General features: G+C 46.8%; 17 protein-coding genes. 14 read left to right on the forward strand and 3 right to left on the reverse strand.

Features of this window, described 5'->3' with window-relative positions; genetic code table 11:
- The first annotated feature begins 83 nt into the window (after positions 1-83).
- The 3 genes from LQ247_RS22050 to coaD are packed head-to-tail and all read left to right on the forward strand — an operon-like array spanning position 84 to position 1320.
- On the forward strand, positions 84-218 hold the full coding sequence (locus LQ247_RS22050) for a hypothetical protein (RefSeq protein ID WP_256163752.1): 135 nt from the start codon (positions 84-86) through the stop codon (positions 216-218).
- Positions 219-266: 48 nt separating this feature from the next.
- Positions 267-833, forward strand: coding sequence for a 16S rRNA (guanine(966)-N(2))-methyltransferase RsmD (rsmD, locus tag LQ247_RS10690; protein WP_020451284.1), 567 nt, complete (start codon positions 267-269; stop codon positions 831-833).
- Positions 826-1320: a pantetheine-phosphate adenylyltransferase gene (gene coaD, locus LQ247_RS10695; RefSeq protein WP_020451285.1), complete on the forward strand. Its 495-nt coding sequence runs from the start codon at positions 826-828 to the stop codon at positions 1318-1320. Before rsmD ends, coaD begins: the two co-directional genes overlap by 8 nt.
- Before the next feature lie 8 nt (positions 1321-1328).
- Here the strand turns inward: coaD and ylbJ are convergent, their stop codons facing one another.
- Positions 1329-2549, reverse strand: coding sequence for a sporulation integral membrane protein YlbJ (gene ylbJ, locus LQ247_RS10700; RefSeq protein WP_020451286.1), 1221 nt, complete (start codon positions 2547-2549; stop codon positions 1329-1331).
- Between the two features lie 322 nt (positions 2550-2871).
- Between ylbJ and LQ247_RS10705 the strand changes: the two genes are divergently transcribed.
- The gene (locus LQ247_RS10705) at positions 2872-3894 is read left to right on the forward strand and encodes a SepM family pheromone-processing serine protease (protein WP_231006035.1); all 1023 of its coding nucleotides are present in this window, start codon (positions 2872-2874) and stop codon (positions 3892-3894) included.
- 19 nt (positions 3895-3913) lie between these two features.
- On the opposite strand, the gene LQ247_RS10710 is transcribed toward LQ247_RS10705, so the two are convergent.
- Entirely contained in the window at positions 3914-5164 is a 1251-nt protein-coding gene (locus LQ247_RS10710) for a nucleotidyltransferase (protein WP_105980923.1), read from the reverse strand.
- A 218-nt stretch (positions 5165-5382) separates the two neighbouring features.
- On the opposite strand from LQ247_RS10710, the gene LQ247_RS10715 reads away from it, so the two are divergent.
- The 3 genes from LQ247_RS10715 to gerR all read left to right on the forward strand — a co-directional run bounded on the left by LQ247_RS10715 (position 5383) and on the right by gerR (position 6848).
- Positions 5383-5898 (forward strand): YceD family protein, encoded by a 516-nt coding sequence (locus tag LQ247_RS10715; RefSeq protein WP_023857255.1) that lies wholly within the window; start codon positions 5383-5385, stop codon positions 5896-5898.
- Positions 5899-5921: 23 nt separating this feature from the next.
- Entirely contained in the window at positions 5922-6095 is a 174-nt protein-coding gene (gene rpmF / locus LQ247_RS10720) for a 50S ribosomal protein L32 (RefSeq protein WP_003181522.1), read from the forward strand.
- Between the two features lie 147 nt (positions 6096-6242).
- Complete coding sequence (gene gerR, locus LQ247_RS10725) at positions 6243-6848, forward strand: sporulation-specific transcriptional regulator GerR (protein WP_144497609.1); 606 nt, start codon at positions 6243-6245, stop codon at positions 6846-6848.
- Positions 6849-6884: 36 nt separating this feature from the next.
- Here gerR and LQ247_RS10730 read toward each other — a convergent pair whose 3' ends face one another.
- Positions 6885-7364, reverse strand: coding sequence for an N-acetyltransferase (locus LQ247_RS10730; RefSeq protein WP_231006036.1), 480 nt, complete (start codon positions 7362-7364; stop codon positions 6885-6887).
- A 182-nt stretch (positions 7365-7546) separates the two neighbouring features.
- Here LQ247_RS10730 and LQ247_RS10735 point away from each other — a divergent pair, with 182 nt between their 5' ends.
- The 7 genes from LQ247_RS10735 to LQ247_RS10765 all read left to right on the forward strand — a co-directional run bounded on the left by LQ247_RS10735 (position 7547) and on the right by LQ247_RS10765 (position 16299).
- Positions 7547-8434 (forward strand): 2-dehydropantoate 2-reductase, encoded by an 888-nt coding sequence (locus LQ247_RS10735; protein ID WP_144497610.1) that lies wholly within the window; start codon positions 7547-7549, stop codon positions 8432-8434.
- Between the two features lie 78 nt (positions 8435-8512).
- Entirely contained in the window at positions 8513-10129 is a 1617-nt protein-coding gene (gene bshC, locus LQ247_RS10740) for a bacillithiol biosynthesis cysteine-adding enzyme BshC (protein WP_079289142.1), read from the forward strand.
- A 125-nt stretch (positions 10130-10254) separates the two neighbouring features.
- Complete coding sequence (gene mraZ / locus LQ247_RS10745; RefSeq protein ID WP_009328555.1) at positions 10255-10686, forward strand: division/cell wall cluster transcriptional repressor MraZ; 432 nt, start codon at positions 10255-10257, stop codon at positions 10684-10686.
- A 66-nt stretch (positions 10687-10752) separates the two neighbouring features.
- Complete coding sequence (rsmH, locus tag LQ247_RS10750) at positions 10753-11691, forward strand: 16S rRNA (cytosine(1402)-N(4))-methyltransferase RsmH (RefSeq protein ID WP_020451294.1); 939 nt, start codon at positions 10753-10755, stop codon at positions 11689-11691.
- Between the two features lie 31 nt (positions 11692-11722).
- Positions 11723-12076 carry a cell division protein FtsL gene (gene ftsL / locus LQ247_RS10755; RefSeq protein WP_020451295.1) on the forward strand — a complete coding sequence of 118 codons (354 nt, stop codon included), beginning with the start codon at positions 11723-11725 and terminating at the stop codon, positions 12074-12076.
- Positions 12077-12082: 6 nt separating this feature from the next.
- Positions 12083-14218 carry a penicillin-binding protein gene (locus LQ247_RS10760; protein ID WP_020451296.1) on the forward strand — a complete coding sequence of 712 codons (2136 nt, stop codon included), beginning with the start codon at positions 12083-12085 and terminating at the stop codon, positions 14216-14218.
- Positions 14219-14364: 146 nt separating this feature from the next.
- Entirely contained in the window at positions 14365-16299 is a 1935-nt protein-coding gene (locus tag LQ247_RS10765) for a stage V sporulation protein D (RefSeq protein ID WP_035338833.1), read from the forward strand.
- Positions 16300-16386: the final 87 nt, after the last annotated feature.

Raw genomic sequence — 16386 nt, forward strand, 5'->3', positions numbered from 1 at the left:
GCAGAAATACCTCTGCGGGGTCCTTCTATTCCTTAAAAATCAAGGAGAAGGCAAAGGGAGAGGAGAAACCGGAGGAAGAACTTATGGGGAAACGTAAGTCTTCTCCGCGGTTGGCAACAACATCAATCGATGCTGTTGCTATTATTATCACCACTGAGCCTTTTTGCTATACATATGAATTTGTACTTTGGGTGTTTGTGCCAGAAAACACTTTATGATAAGATAGGAATGATTTTTTTCGAGTTTTAAGAAAAAGTGGTGGAAGTATGAGAGTGATTTCTGGGACGTATAAGGGACGTGCCTTAAAAGCGGTTCCCGGCACGTCGACAAGGCCGACGACTGATAAAGTAAAGGAATCCATCTTTAATATGATCGGCCCGTATTTTGAAGGCGGCACGGGTCTTGATCTGTACGCGGGAAGCGGCGGATTGGGGATTGAAGCGCTGTCGCGGGGGTTTGACCGCTTCATTTTTGTCGACCGTGATTTTAAAGCGATTCAAACCGTAAAAGGCAATTTGAAAACACTGGGCTTGGAAAAACGTGCCGAGGTATACAGGAATGACGCTGAACGGGCTCTCCATGCGCTGGTGAAAAGGGGCGCAAGCTTTGACGCCGTCTTTTTGGACCCGCCATATCGAGAACAAAAGCTGGAAGCGCTTTTATCGAAGATTGATGAAGCGGATATGCTGACTGACAGAGGTTTTATTGTAGCTGAGCATGGGAAGGAAGTTATCCTTCCGACCGAGGCGGGCGGACTTCAGCTTGCCCGTCAGGAAATATACGGCTTAACAGGCGTGACCATATACAGAAAGAGAGGGAATGGGGATGGCTAGCATTGCCGTTTGTCCCGGAAGTTTTGATCCGGTGACTTTTGGACATTTGGATATCATCAGGCGCGGGGCGAAAGTGTTTGACAAAGTGTATGTATGCGTCTTGAACAATTCTTCGAAAAAGCCGCTGTTTACGGTGGAAGAACGCTGTGGGCTGCTTCGCGAAGTGACGAAGGATATCCCGAATGTGCAAGTGGAATCTTTCCAGGGGCTATTGATTGATTATGCAAAGAGCAAGCAGGCGAACGTCATCCTGCGAGGGCTTAGAGCGGTATCTGACTTTGAATACGAGATGCAGGGAACCTCGATGAACAAAGTGCTTGATGAAAATATTGAAACGTTTTTTATGATGACGAATAACCAATACTCATTCCTTAGTTCAAGCATTGTCAAAGAAGTGGCAAAATATAAAGGTTCAGTCGCAGAACTCGTGCCGGAAGCGGTCGAGGCTGCACTTGAAAAAAAGTTTGCAAAAAATGAGCGGCCGTAACCGGCTGCTCATTTTTTAGCAGGGGCGTAAGATTTGGCATAAAGAATGCTGTAAATGAGAAGGGTGCCGATCGTAAGGAGCGGACCAATCTCTGCCAACGCGTTCCACATCTGCAGAAAGAAAGATTCCGTTTTCCCGGCCGTCAGAAAGGAGAAGGCCGGCTCCGTCGGAGAATAGAACGATGTATAAAGAGGCTTCCAAAGAATAAGAACAAAGATCGCTGCATAAATTCCCTGAAGGATGCGGGCGATAAAAAACGGCTTAAAGCGAATATCGGTTTCAGCAAGAATGCCTGCAACCTGCGCCTGAACGCAGAAGCCGCTGAAACCCAAAATAAAGCTGACAATCACCGCTTGCTGGAGAAGCGCCGCATCCGTGGCACTGACCAGTTTGCTGCCGAGCGTAATTTCAAACAATCCCGATAATAACGGTTTATCAAAATCACCGGGGAATTGAAGAGCAGTCAAAATCATTCGTGTGGCGTGCGAAAGAATGTCGGTGATGTGCATCACAGAAAGAATGTTATTAAAAACCGAAAAAAGAATGATGAAGCCGCCCACCATTAACAGCGTTTGGACAGAAGAGATGACAGCATCGCTCAAAAGTTTGCCGAGCGGCCGCTTTTCTTCAAGTCTTGCCTGATGGAGCGCTTTTAAGGCTTCTTTAATAGAAGGCAAAGGAAGCTTCTTTCGCACAGCGGTGCGGTTCTCTTCTTTTCTTCCGTAAGTACGCATCGTCAACCCGACTGCGAAATTGCCCAAATAATGGGCTGCCGCAAGCACGACGCCGAGAGAAGGATTATGGAAAAAGCCGACCGCAACGGCTCCGAAAATAAACAGCGGGTTAGATGAGTTGGTGAACGAAGCGAGCCGCTCTGCTTCGACCCGTGAAATCTGCCGCTCTTGTCTCAGCCTTGAAGTCAGTTTTGCACCGGCCGGATTTCCTGATGCCATTCCCATCGCAAGCACGAACCCTCCGACGCCGGGAACGCGGAACACCGGTCTCATGAAAGGCTCGAGCAGCAGCCCGACAAACCTGACGACACCAAATCCGATCAAGAGCTCTGATAAAATAAAAAAAGGCAAAAGGGAAGGGAATACGACCTCCCACCACATGGCAAGTCCACTTTTAGAAGCGTCAAATGATTCTTGCGGATGGGTGATGACGGCGGCTGTAAACGAAAGCAGCAAAACGGCAATCATAAGTGTCTTTACCTTTGACATGTCCATTTCTAACCCCCTTTGCGGCTGTGAATACACATTGGAAACAGGATCATGATAAAATAAACGAAAAGCTTGCCCGATTTGTGCGGAAGCCTTCTCCGTGAAACTTCTTTATCATTATACGAAGGCTGGTCCTCATTTTAGACCACCAGATTGCAGATCGGCGATACAAATGAACCGGAAGCTGCTTGAGACTTGCTGAAGCCCTTCTCCTTGATAAGCATCAATAGAAGGTATGGCATACATCTGTGAATTCATGCAGGCTGAAAATTTGGAACCGGACCGAAGATGTGAGCCGGTGAAAATAAAGATGGAGGGTTACATATACATGCTGAAAAAAAGAATTATACGCATCGCATTACTGATCGTTATCATCACGGCCGCGCTGTCATTTGTGAAGCTGCCTTATTACATCACAGAACCCGGCGAAGCGACTGAGCTGAAACCTTTAATTAAAGTTGATAACGGCTATCCTGAAAAAGGGAGCTTTTCTTTAATGACAGTGAAAGTCGGCCCTGCAAATCCGCTTACATACATGTGGGCAAAAGTGCGCCCTTACCACGAAATTCTTCCGGAAGAAAATTTCAAACAAGAAGGCGAATCTGATCAGGAATATATGAAGCGCCAGCTGCAAATGATGAGAGATTCCCAGGAAAATGCGATGATCGCCGCTTATAAGCGGGCCGGAAAAGAAGTCAGCTACACGTTTAACGGCGTATATGCCATGACGGTCGTCAGCGGCATGCCTGCAGAAGGAAAAATACAAGTCGGAGACAAAATTAAAAAAGCTGACGGAAAAACGTTCCGTTCAGCGGAGAGCTTCGTCCGCTACATCGAATCAAAAAAAGCCGGAGACCCCGTGAAAATCGTAGTTGAACGGGATAAAGAAGAAAAAACATATGAGATGAAGCTGAAAACATTTAAAGAAGATCCGAAGAGAGCCGGGCTTGGCGTATCCCTCATCACAGACCGCAATGTCAAGGTGAAGCCGGAGGTCGATATGGACATTGAAAACATCGGCGGCCCTTCGGCAGGGCTGATGATGTCAATGGAGATCTATAATCAGCTGACAAAAGAAGACGAGACGAAAGGACACCATATTGCGGGAACCGGAACGATCGATGACGAAGGCAAAGTCGGTCCGATCGGCGGCATCAGCCAGAAAGTCGTTGCCGCAGATAAGGCGGGAGCCGACATCTTTTTTGCTCCGAACGAAAGCGGAAAAAAAGGATCTAACTACGAAGAAGCGGTCAAAACGGCAAAAGATATTAAAACCGATATGAAAATCGTCCCTGTCGACACGATGGATGATGCGATTCATTATTTGGAAGATAAAGTGAAAACCGCCTGATGAGCAACATCAGGCGGTTTTATTTGCGCAAAAATATCCGGCTGTCTTCGTCATACCTGATCGGTGAAAGGGAATATTCCTGCTCCGTCAGCATCGTCCGCCCCGGCTCTTTGAGCGGGGCGCTGTATACTTGACCCGCTTTTATGTCGAGCTGAAGGGAAGGGTGGGAAAAAGATCCCGTCTTTGTAATAAGGGGTACGCTCAAGCTTTTTTTCTTTTCCGCTAAATAGGCCTGTCCTTTTTTTGTCATGCCGAGAAGTCTGATGTATGCCGGATACGGTTCGCTTAACATGCGCTTGACGTCGGCTTTCTTCGTTTTTGTGAGGATATGGGTGTTCATGCGCTGCAGCCTTGTCCACGTATAGCGCTTCGTTTTCAAAAGCTCCATGTATTCCTTAAATGAGCCTGCTTTTCGGATCGCTTTTTTGGCGCGGTGCTCAAGTCCTTCTTCCACTTCATAAATCCCTTTCAGCTCTTCTGTATCCATTGTATGGAGGCTGTATTTCAAAAAGGGGAAATAATCTTCGGGCGAGTGCCACATGCCGAAAGTCCGGGCGTATTCATCAAGCTCGTCGATCGATGGCTTTGGAAGGTAGAAGCGGCTGTTCGCGAGGCTTCCCGTTTCAAAGATCGATTTGCGTATGCTTGTGGCGCTTGCGATTCGGTCCGCTTCCGGGAAGGCCGAATCGTGATAGCCCGAGGATCGGCGCTTGACGGTTTCAGGCTTCATGCTCAATTGCTTTTGCACGATGGCTTTCACATAATGGAATCCGAGTATGTTGTTCGGCTTTGAAAGGTCAACAATGTTTCTGCCGTCTCCGGTTACAGCCCGGAACGCCTTTGCCATCGCTTGCGGGTAGCTCAGCCCAAACGCTATTTGTTTTTTTGCTTCTTCGTTGAGCCCGTCTTCGTGCTCTATCGTATGTGCGGCTGTATTGAGAAACGCCTCAATATCGCCGTGCTCGCTTCCGAAAAACAAAGAAGCACACCCTAACTCATTTAAAATCGCGACGGCGCCTTCAGCAAACGTTTCCGCTTTTTGAACAGCGAATATGTAAGGAAGTTCAACGACGACATCGGCAAAAGATGCGAGCGCCATCTTCGTTCGCGCCCACTTTGAGACGATGGCGGGTTCGCCGCGCTGCAAAAAGGAACCGCTCATAACGGCAACCGCCACCTCGCTCCGGGTTTCCGATTTTGCTTCCTTTATATGATATAAATGTCCGTTATGAAAAGGGTTGTATTCCACAACAAGGCCGACCGCTTTCATTTTTTCACCTCTCTTGCATCTCTTGAAATAGTTATGATACATTTACACATGGAATGTCCAGACGCCTAGCGAAAAACAGCATTTTTTCTAAGTGTATGAATTGTTGTTCACAATGTCAACGAATGAAAAGCGCAGGCGCATATCTGTAAAGAAAAAATATTGACAAAAAACATGATGAAAGCTATAATCATGTTTGTTGCTCACTTAGAGGTGATACAATGAAATGGACGATACATCAGTTGAATCAAATGCCGAAGAAAGACTTTGAATTTGATGAAACAGTTGATTTAAGCGAACTCTCTCAAAGCTCGGAAATACGCAGCATTTCACCGGTGCGGGTGAAAGGGCGCGCGGAATTCCGCTCAAAGCAGGCTGCATTTGATTTTACCATTTCAGGCGAGATGATCTTGCCTTGCTCAAGAACGCTTGTTGATGTTCGTTATCCATTCAGTATTTCTACAAAAGAACTGTTTATATTTCATAAGACCGAGGAATTGGAAGATGAAGACGTCCATATTGTTGAGGATGACCTCATCGACTTGACTCCGGTCGTGAAAGAAGAAATCCTTCTTGAGATCCCTATGCAAATCTTTTGTGAGTCTGTTCAAAAAGAAGAAGGTGCTCCGCAGGAGGGCAAGGATTGGCAGGTCATTACAGAAGATGACCGGAAAGACCGGATCGATCCGAGACTTGCCGGACTCGAGAAGCTCTTAAAACAAGATGATGAATCTTAACGCTCTTTAAGGAGGTGGGAATAATGGCTGTACCTTTTAGAAGAACTTCTAAAACGAAAAAAAGACTTCGTCGTACACACTTTAAATTGCAAGTGCCTGGTATGGTAGAATGCCCAAACTGTGGTGAGATGAAACTTTCACACCGCGTCTGCAAAGCATGTGGATCATACAAAGGAAAAGACGTAAAAAGCAACTAATCGTCAACAATGAAAAACACAAGACTTCAGGTCTTGTGTTTTTTTATTCCCTTCATCCTTTTATTTCCTGTAAAGAAAATAGTCTATCTACTCTATCAGCCGCATATGTATGAGGTAAATTCATAAAGTCATGGAGGGGGATAACATTTGACGATTACAAGGCAGGATGCATGGACACAGGATGAAGATATATTGCTGGCTGAGGTTGTTTTAAGGCACATTCGGGAAGGCGGCACACAGCTTTCAGCCTTTGAAGAAGTGGGCAAGGCTTTAAGCAGAACGGCCGCTGCCTGCGGATTCCGCTGGAATTCCTTTGTCAGAAAGCAATACCAATCAGGTATTGAACTGGCAAAAAAGCAGCGCAAAGAGCTGCGCAAAAAAATAGGCGTCCATTCTGCAAATCTTCCTGGATCTGTCAAAACGGTTTCCGGGAGCAATGCGGAAAATCTGACGCTCGATGATGTTATTCAATACCTTGAAAAGCTGAAAGAAGCCCCTGTTCAAAAAGACTTTATAGATGAGAAGAAAAAGCTCGCTGAAGAAATCAATGAGCTGAAACAAGAAGTTGAAAAGCTGCGAAGCGAAAATCAATCGCTGAAAAAACGGCTTGAATTGACGGAAGAGGACTATAAAGCCTTGATTGAAATCATGGAGAGAGCCCGAAAAATGGTCGTTCTTCAGGAAGGCGAACGAAACAAAAAGGTGAAGCCCCAGCCGGAGTCGAATGAAAATCTCGAGCCGCTTGAAAAATAGAAAACCGGCCATCCTCTTTCGGCCGGCTTTTTTCATTTAGGCTGATTCAGAACTTTGATTTGGTTCGCTCGCAGGATGCCAAACGAGCGGATTTTCCCCTTTATCCCGGGCCATATCGTATTTAACCGGTGTAAAGCCCATCTTGCTCCAAAAATCGGATGATTTGACACGCGGGCTTGTGCGAATCGGGAGTCCGAATGATTTGGCGAACTCCACCAGCATCGTACCGTAGCCGTTGCGCTGATACCCCGGCAATACTTCAAGCTTCCAGAGCTCGAGGTAATCCTGGCCTTCTTCAAAGTATTGGTTGGTTTTTCCATCTGCTTTATACAGGCTCATTCTTGCGACGAGCCGATCCCCGTAATAGATGCCGTAAAAAGGTGAATTGCTGTCGTTTTCAATCATGTTGCTTTCAAGGTCCTCCAGCATGGAAAGCTCTTGAATCCCGTACTCCCTGAACTTTTTAAATTCTTCAAGCGTTTTGTAATTGATCAGCAAACGTTCGATTTTGACCATTATGTTACCCCCTTGTTTGTGGTCTACTTCTATTGTAAACGCTTTTTTCAAAAAATCCAAATGATAAAAATTTTCTAATATAATGAAGCGAAATGGTTCTGAATATTTGAAACAACTTACAAGTCAACGGCGAAAATTTCTGCTATGATATACAGTATATGAAAAAATCAGGGTGTGAGCATGTGAAAATCGGAGTCATCGGAGGAGGCTCGGTCGGCCTCCTTTTTGCATACTATTTTTCATTCGGCCATGAAGTGACGGTGATCGCTCGGAGAAAGGAACAGGCTGAAGCGATTGAAGAAAAGGGAATCCGCCTTCTTGAAGACGAACAAGAGATGATCGTGAACGTCAGAGGCAGGACTGAACTTGATCCTGACTGCGATCTTCTTTTTGTTGCCGTAAAGGAGCATCAGCTCGGAGGCGTTCTGCCGGAACTGGAACAGGCCGCGCCTCGTGATATCATGTTCCTGCAAAATGGAATGGCACATATTCCCGTGCTTGAAAAATGGCAGACGGGCCACCGCATTTATACGGGATCTGTGGAACACGGGGCAGTCAGGGTGGATGACCGCACATTCCGGCACACGGGAAAAGGGGCCGTAAAATGGAGCGCGTTCCGAAGCCCATCCGCCTCCCGTCTGAAAAAAGAGCTCGCTTCAGTTCATGAAGCGTTCCCTTTTATTTGGTGCGAAGACTGGTATAAGACACTCGCCGGAAAATTGATTGTCAATGCGTGCATCAATCCGCTGACGGCTCTTTTGCGAGTGGAAAACGGCGCACTGCTTGAAGAGCCGATGTATGAGGCCTATATGAAGCTCGTTTTTGAAGAAGCGAGCCGGATTTTGAAACTTGAAGACCGCCAAGCAGCATGGGACCATGTTCTTTCCGTCTGCCGCCGGACAAAAAGCAACACGTCTTCGATGCTTGCCGATGTGCTGGCCGGAAGAAAAACGGAAGCCGATGCGATCATGGGCTATCTGCTGAAGCGGGCAAAAGAGTCAGAGGAGTCTGCTCCGCACCTTACCTTTTTATATCACAGTATCAAGGCGCTTGAAAACGAATGGAGCTAAATCTTTTGACCGAATCGCGGAACGTGCTATACTCGTTTCGGAAAGCTAACTATTTACTGGAGAAAGGAAGTTCTAAAGATGCAGCTTACTGAACTTTCCATACAAAGTCAAAACCCTTTTGTTCGAGACTATATAAATGGAAAAAAGGAGATAGAGCCGTTTTTCGATTACGGCCTGAGCAATGAAAGTTGGAGTGTCCGTTTGGATGACCTTTCCTCCCGGACGTATGACCGCGATGCTTTAGCTGACTATTTGCTCGACTATCACAGCAAATTTCAATCGGCAAGCATGAATGAAACGATCGAACGGCTTCGCGATCCGAAAAGCGTCGTCGTTGTCGGAGGGCAGCAGGCCGGCCTTTTAACGGGTCCTCTTTACACTATACATAAAATCGTATCGATCCTTGTATTTGCAAAGCAAAAAGAACAAGAGCTGAACGTTCCGGTCATTCCGGTATTCTGGGTTGCGGGGGAAGACCACGATCTGGAAGAAATCAATCACGTCTACATTTCTGACGGGGGCAAGGTGAAAAAGCACAAGCTCCCGCAGTCTCACTGGAAAAAAAGCCAGGCGTCAAAAACGGCGCTCGATGCCGAAAAAGCTGAAAAGTGGCTGGACGGGATTTTTGCCTCATTTGAAGAAACGGAGTATACGAATGATCTTCTCGGCCATTTGCGCCGATGTTTAAGGCAGTCTCTTTCCTTCACCGATTTTTTCGAATATCTTGTTGCCGGCATGTTTGAACAAGACGGACTGATCCTTCTGAATTCCGGCGACCCGGGCATCAGAGCCCTTGAAGCGCGTTTTTTCCGGCAGCTGCTGAACAGAAACGACGAGCTGACCGATTCTGTCAAACGGCAGCAGGAATTCATGCAACAACTGGGCTACACACCGATTATCGAAGGAGCCGCACAGCATGCGAACCTTTTTTATGAACACGACGGCGAGCGCTTTTTAATCGAAAAAGAAAACGGGGCGTTTTTTATAAAAGAGCTTCACCTTCAGTGGTCTGAAGCAGAGCTTTGCGATTTGATCTGCCAAAAGCCGGAAGCGTTCAGCAATAATGTCGTAACAAGGCCGCTCATGCAGGAATACCTTCTTCCGACATTGGCGTTCATCGCCGGTCCCGGAGAGATCAATTATTGGGGCGAGCTGAAAGGCGCTTTTCAGGTTATGGGCTATAAAATGCCGCCTGTCATACCGAGGCTTCAGGTTACATTCCTTGAGCGGCACATCGAAAAAAAGCTGGGCGAGCGGGGAATCGAACTCCGTGAATCGATTGAAAAGGGAGCGCGCGCCAAAAAAGAGCAGTATTTTGAAGATAAGGTTCCGAGCGGTTTTACCGATTCGGTCAAACAGGCGAAAGAAAAAATCGAAAACATCCATTCCGCTGTGCGCGCTGAAGCCCTCGAAATCGACGGGAGCCTCGGCCCCCTTTTAGAAAAAAACTCAGGCTTCATTCAAGACCAGCTCGAATTTTTGGAGAAAACGGTTATCAAAAGGATTGAAGAAAGAGAAAACTACATTTTGCGTGATTTTGACAAAATTCAAACGAGCATCAAGCCTTTAGACGCTCCGCAGGAGAGAATTTGGAACATCGTGTATTATTTGAACAAATACGGTCCGAATTTCTTGGAAAAATACAAGGATTTGCCATATTCATTTCAAAACATGCATCAAGTTGTCAAACTTTGAAATAATTTTTTAAAAAACCCTGAGTAGTTCAGGGTTTTTTTTTGTTCTAAAACAGTGTAAAATAAATTTGTGGAGAGAAGTGGTGGATAGTGGTGAGTTGAGGAACGAAAGTGGGGGCCGAGATCATGTTTATGGGTGAATACCAGCATACGATTGATTCAAAAGGCCGCATGATCGTTCCGGCGAAATTCAGAGAAGGCCTCGGCGAGCAGTTCGTTCTGACGCGCGGGCTTGATCAGTGCCTGTTTGGCTACCCGATGTCCGAATGGAAACTCATCGAAGAAAAACTGAAGGCTCTTCCTCTTACGAAGAAAGATGCACGCGCTTTTACCCGCTTTTTTTTCTCCGGAGCCACCGAATGCGAATTGGACAAGCAGGGCCGGATCAACATTGCATCACCGCTTTTAAATTATGCAAAGCTTGAGAAGGAATGCGTGGTCATCGGAGTTTCAAATCGAATTGAATTGTGGAGCAAAGAGATTTGGGAACAATACGTAGAAGAGCAGGAAGATTCATTTGCCGAAATAGCTGAAAACATGATCGGATTTGATATATAATGAATCTTTGCGCATGCGGCGCTTCTGCAATCAGTTCATTTGAATAAAGGTGGGACTAGTAAAGAAATGTTTGAGCATACAACAGTATTATTAAAAGAAACAGTTGACGGTTTAAATGTAAAAGAAGACGGTACATATGTAGACTGTACATTAGGCGGTGCCGGTCACAGCGAATATTTGCTTTCACAGCTGTCTGAAAAAGGAAAGCTGGTCGCTTTTGACCAGGATGAAACCGCACTCCGCCACGCGAAGGAAAAACTGGCGGATCATGAAGGACAAGTCGTTTTCATAAAAAGCAATTTTCGGTATTTAAAAGACCGTCTAAACGAAATCGGCATCACGAAAGTGGACGGTGTTTTATTTGATTTAGGCGTCTCATCTCCTCAGCTGGATACACCTGAAAGGGGCTTCAGCTATCATCATGATGCACCTCTTGATATGCGAATGGACCTGTCGGCGGGCCTTTCGGCAAAGGAAGTCATCAATGAATGGCCTTATGAGGATCTCGTGAAAATCTTCTTTAAATACGGAGAAGAGAAGTTCAGCAAGCAAATCGCCAGGAAAATCGAAAAAGCAAGAGAACAATCGGCTATTGAAACAACAGGCCAGCTTGTCGATATCATCAAAGAGGCGATTCCCGCACCGGCAAGAAGAAGCGGCGGGCATCCGGCTAAACGGATCTTCCAGGCGATTCGAATTGCCGTAAACGATGAATTGAGAGTGTTTGAAGAAGCGCTTTTACAGGCGATTGAGGTACTGAAGCCGGGCGGAAGGGTATCGGTCATCACGTTCCACTCGCTGGAAGACCGGATCTGCAAATCGACATTTAAAGAGATGTCATCGCCTCCTGAACTGCCTCACGGACTGCCCGTGATCCCCAAGGAGTTTGAACCGAAATTAAAGTTAGTCAACAGAAAGCCGATCACAGCTTCTGAAGAGGAGCTTGAACACAATAACCGTGCGCGCTCAGCGAAGCTGCGCATCGCGGAAAAAGCACGAGAGTGAGCTGTACGAATTAAAAGGAGGTCATCAGTCTATGAGCAATTTGGCTTATAAAGTAGAAAAACAGCAACGACAGACAAACAGTGCAGAACAATCCGTTATCATCCGGAGAAGAGCATCGATAACGCTTGGGGAAAAGGTACTGATTGTGCTTTTTGCCCTGGCTGTACTCAGCGCTTCACTTTTTATGATTTCAAAGGCTTTTGCCGCGTATCAGACCAATATTGAAATTCAAAAGCTCGAAAAGAAGGTTGAAACGGAAAGCAGCAGAGTTGGTGACCTCGAAAAAGAAGCCGATATGCTGAAAGAGCCGGACCGTATCATGGACATCGCCCGGAAAAAAGGCCTTAAATTAGGTGATAAAAAAGTGAAAGACATACAGGAATGATGCACAATGCCGAAAAAAAATAAATTCATGAACAGAGGAGCGGCAATACTCAGTATTTGTTTTGCCCTCTTTTTCTTTGTTATCGTAGGACGATTTGCGTTTATTCAAGCGACGGGAAAAGTGAACGGCGAAGTGCTTGCACAGAAGGCGAACGAACAGTATGAGAAAAAGCGGACGATCGAAGCCCACCGGGGATCGATCCTTGACCGGAACGGAAAAGTGCTTGCCGAAGACACTTCGACATACAAGCTCGTCGCGATTATGAGCAAAAAGATGGAACCTCAATACGTGAAAAACAAGCAGCTGACGGCTGAGAAGCTTGCGCCGATTCTCGGTATGGATGAGGGGAAAGTGCTCGATATTCTCAATAAAAAAGGAGCGTTTCAGGTTGAATTCGGATCGGCGGGGCGGGATTTGACATATGCCCAAAAAGAAAAAATCGAAAAGCTGAAGCTGCCTGGCATCGTGTTCACCCGCGATACGAAGCGCTACTATCCAAACGGAATCTTCGCTTCCAATCTCATCGGCTATTCGCAGATCAACGCAAAAACAGGTGAAATGCAAGGCATGATGGGCCTTGAAAAAACGCTCAACGATTATTTGAAAGAAACGGACGGATACATGACGTACGACACCGACAGAACGGGCTGGCGCCTGCCGAACAGCAACGAAAATATTAAAGCGCCAAACAACGGAGACAACGTGTATTTGACGATCGATCAAAAAATCCAAGCGTTTTTGGAAGACAGCATGACGACCGTCCAAAAAGAATACAAGCCGAAGAAGATTATGGCGGCGGTCGTTGATCCGAAAACGGGCAAAGTGCTCGCGATGGGGCAAAGGCCGAGCTTCAACCCGAACGTGCGCGATGTCACGAACTATTACAACGACCTTGTCTCCTACAGCTTTGAGCCAGGCTCGACGATGAAGATTTTCACATTGGCGGCAGCCATCCAAGAAGGCGTATATAATGGAGGAGAACAATACAAGTCTGGATCATATTCGGTGTCTAAAAAAGATAAGCCGATTAAAGACCATAATGGCGGCAACGGCTGGGGCCCGATCACATTTAATGAAGGTGTTGAACGCTCCTCAAACGTCGCGTTTGCGATCCTTGCCAATGATAAACTCGGCACAGACCGCTTCAATCAATATTTGCGGAAGTTCCATTTTTACGACAAAACGGGCATCGACCTGCCTGGAGAAGCGAACAGCAAAATCAATTTTGAATATTTGCGTGATAAAGTATCAACTGCCTTTGGTCAAAGTTCAGCGGTCACGCCGATCCAGCAGCTTCAGGCCGCGACAGCGATCGCGAATAACGGAAAAATGATGAAGCCTTATGTCATCGATCATGTCGTTGATTCTGACAAAAACAAAACGATTTATCAAAATAAACCGGAAAAAGTCGGACAGCCGATCTCTGCCAAAACGGCAAAAGAAGTGCGCGACCTGTTGGGAAAAGTCGTCACATCTGATAAAGGGACGGGGAAGCCGTACAAGATCGAAGGATTTGATGTCGCCGGAAAAACCGGTACGGCGCAAATTGCCGGAGAAGACGGCAGATATTTGACCGGCCGCGAAAACTACGTGTTCTCCTTCATGGGCATGGCGCCGAAGGACGATCCGCAGCTTCTCGTTTATGTAGCCGTACAGCAGCCGCAATTAAAGGCTACGGAAACAGGTTCTGCTCCGGTATCAAAAATTTTCAATCCGGTGATGAAAAACAGTCTTCACTATTTAAATATCACACCGACAGAGACCAAAAAAGAAGAAAAGCAGGAAGAAAAACAGCTGGAAATGCCTGATTTCACCGGCAAACGAGCCAAATCCGCCGAAAAAGAGGCGCAAAACAGCAGCCTTGTTCCGGTTACGATCGGCGATGGCTTGGCTGTGAAAGAACAGTACCCGAAAGCGGGAGAAGCCGTCCTGCCGAATCAGAGGGTCTTCCTGAAGGCCGACGGGAAAATCACACTGCCTGATATGACGGGCTGGTCAAAGCGTGACGCCCTCCGCTTCGGCGCCATGGCAGGCATTCATATCGAAACGAGCGGCCAGGGTTATGTGAAAAGCCAAAATGTAAAAGCAGGCAAAGAATTAAAAGCCAACTCGGTCGTAAAAGTCAGATTGAAAAACGAATAGATCCCGTCTAAAAGGCTATCGGCTCAGAGTCGATAGCCTTCCGTTTGGGCGCGGCCGCCTCCTGAGCATATAAAAATAAGGGCCGTTCTATCAAAACGCTCCAAGGCATAAAATGAAACAAGCCTAAATAAGGAGTGAACGGTCTCTTGCGCGTTTCCAATGTAACGGTCAGAAAACGTTTAATATTCGTTCTGCTTTTTGGTGTGATCATCTTTTTGATTATTGATACAAGGCTCGGATACGTTCAGTTCGTTCTGGGGGATAAACTGACGACATTAGCTAAAGATTCGTGGAGCCGGAACCTTCCTTTTGAGCCGGAAAGGGGCGAAATATTGGACAGGAACGGCGTCAAGCTGGCGACAAACCAAAGCGCGCCATCGGTTTTGGTTGTTCCGAAGCAGGTTGAAAATCCGATCAAAACGAGCAAACTGCTGGCCAGCGTGTTGAATATGTCGGAAGAAAAAGCGTACAAACATGTCACGAAAAAAACGTCAATTGAAAGGATCAATCCCGAGGGCCGGAAAATTTCCCATGAGAAAGCAAAAGAAGTCAGAGATCTCAACTTGAAAGGCGTATACATTGCAGAAGATTCGATCCGCCATTACCCGTTTGGCAGCTATCTGTCCCATGTGCTCGGATTCGCGGGCATTGACAACCAGGGTCTGCTTGGCCTCGAAGCTTTTTATGACAAAGAGTTGAAAGGTGAAAAGGGCTATGTGAAATTTTATTCTGATGCAAAAGGCAAGAGGATGCCGGGGGAGGCGGATGACTATACACCGCCGAAAGACGGGCTTGATATGAAGCTGACGATCGATTCAAAGGTGCAGACGATTATGGAGCGGGAGTTTGATATCGCAGAAGCGAAGTATAACCCGGACGGAATGGTCGGTGTTGCGATGAACCCGAAAAACGGGGAGATATTGGCGATGGTCAGCCGGCCGGACTTTGACCCCGCAAACTACAAATCAATCGATCCTAAAGTCTATAATCGGAACTTGCCTGTATGGAGCACATATGAGCCCGGTTCGACTTTTAAAATCATCACGCTTGCCGCAGCTTTGGAAGAGAACAAAGTCAACCTCCAAAAAGATCACTTCTATGATAAGGGTTCCGTTGAAGTGGACGGCGCAAGGCTGAAATGCTGGAAGCGCGGCGGACACGGCGCACAATCGTTTCTTGAAGTCGTCCAAAATTCGTGCAACCCGGGATTTGTTGAGCTTGGTCAGCGGCTTGGCAAAGAAAAACTGTTCAGCTACATTAAAAATTTCGGCTTCGGACAAAAAACCGGGATCGATCTACAAGGCGAAGGAACGGGCATCTTATTCCCGCTTGACCGCGTCGGTCCTGTAGAGCAGGCGACAACCGCTTTCGGCCAGGGGGTATCGGTGACACCGATCCAGCAGGTCGCAGCTGTTTCTGCAGCTGTCAACGGCGGAACGCTGTATACGCCGTATATTGCCAAAGAGTGGATTGATCCCGTAACAAAACAAACAGTGAAAAAACAGACGCCGATCGCCAAAAGAAAAGTGATTTCTGAAGAGGCATCGAAACAGATCCGTTACGCGCTGGAGAGCGTTGTCGCCCAGGGGACGGGGCGGAACGCTTTTGTCGACGGCTACCGGGTGGGCGGCAAAACCGGTACGGCGCAAAAAGTCAAGGACGGGAAATATTTAAAAAACAATCACATCGTCTCGTTTATCGGAACGGCTCCTTCAGATGATCCGAGCATCGTTGTTTACGTCGCCGTCGACAATCCGAAAGGCACGATTCAATTCGGGGGTACGGTTGCAGCGCCGATCGTCGGAAACATCATGAGAGACAGCCTTCCACAGCTCGGCGTTAAGAAGCGGAAAGATCAGATTGAACGCAAATATCAATGGCTGGACAAAAAGCTGATCGAGGTCCCGAACCTTATAGGGCTTTCCGTGACAGAGCTTGAACCATTGCTGATCAACCTCAGGCTGAAAGCTTCCGGAAAAGGCGATGTCGTCGTTCAGCAGTCCCCTAAGCCGGGCGAAAAAGTAAAAGAAGGATCGACCATTCGCATTTACCTTGACAATAAAGACGGAGCCTCTGATTAATTCGGATCATGATAAGGAGCGGCAACCGGCTGATGACCGGGGGCCGTTCCTCCTAAAAAATATATAGATTTTAAAGGATTAGCTGGA

The organism is Bacillus sp. BS3(2021), assembly GCF_021043345.1.
Classification (GTDB): Bacteria; Bacillota; Bacilli; order Bacillales; family Bacillaceae; genus Bacillus; species Bacillus paralicheniformis.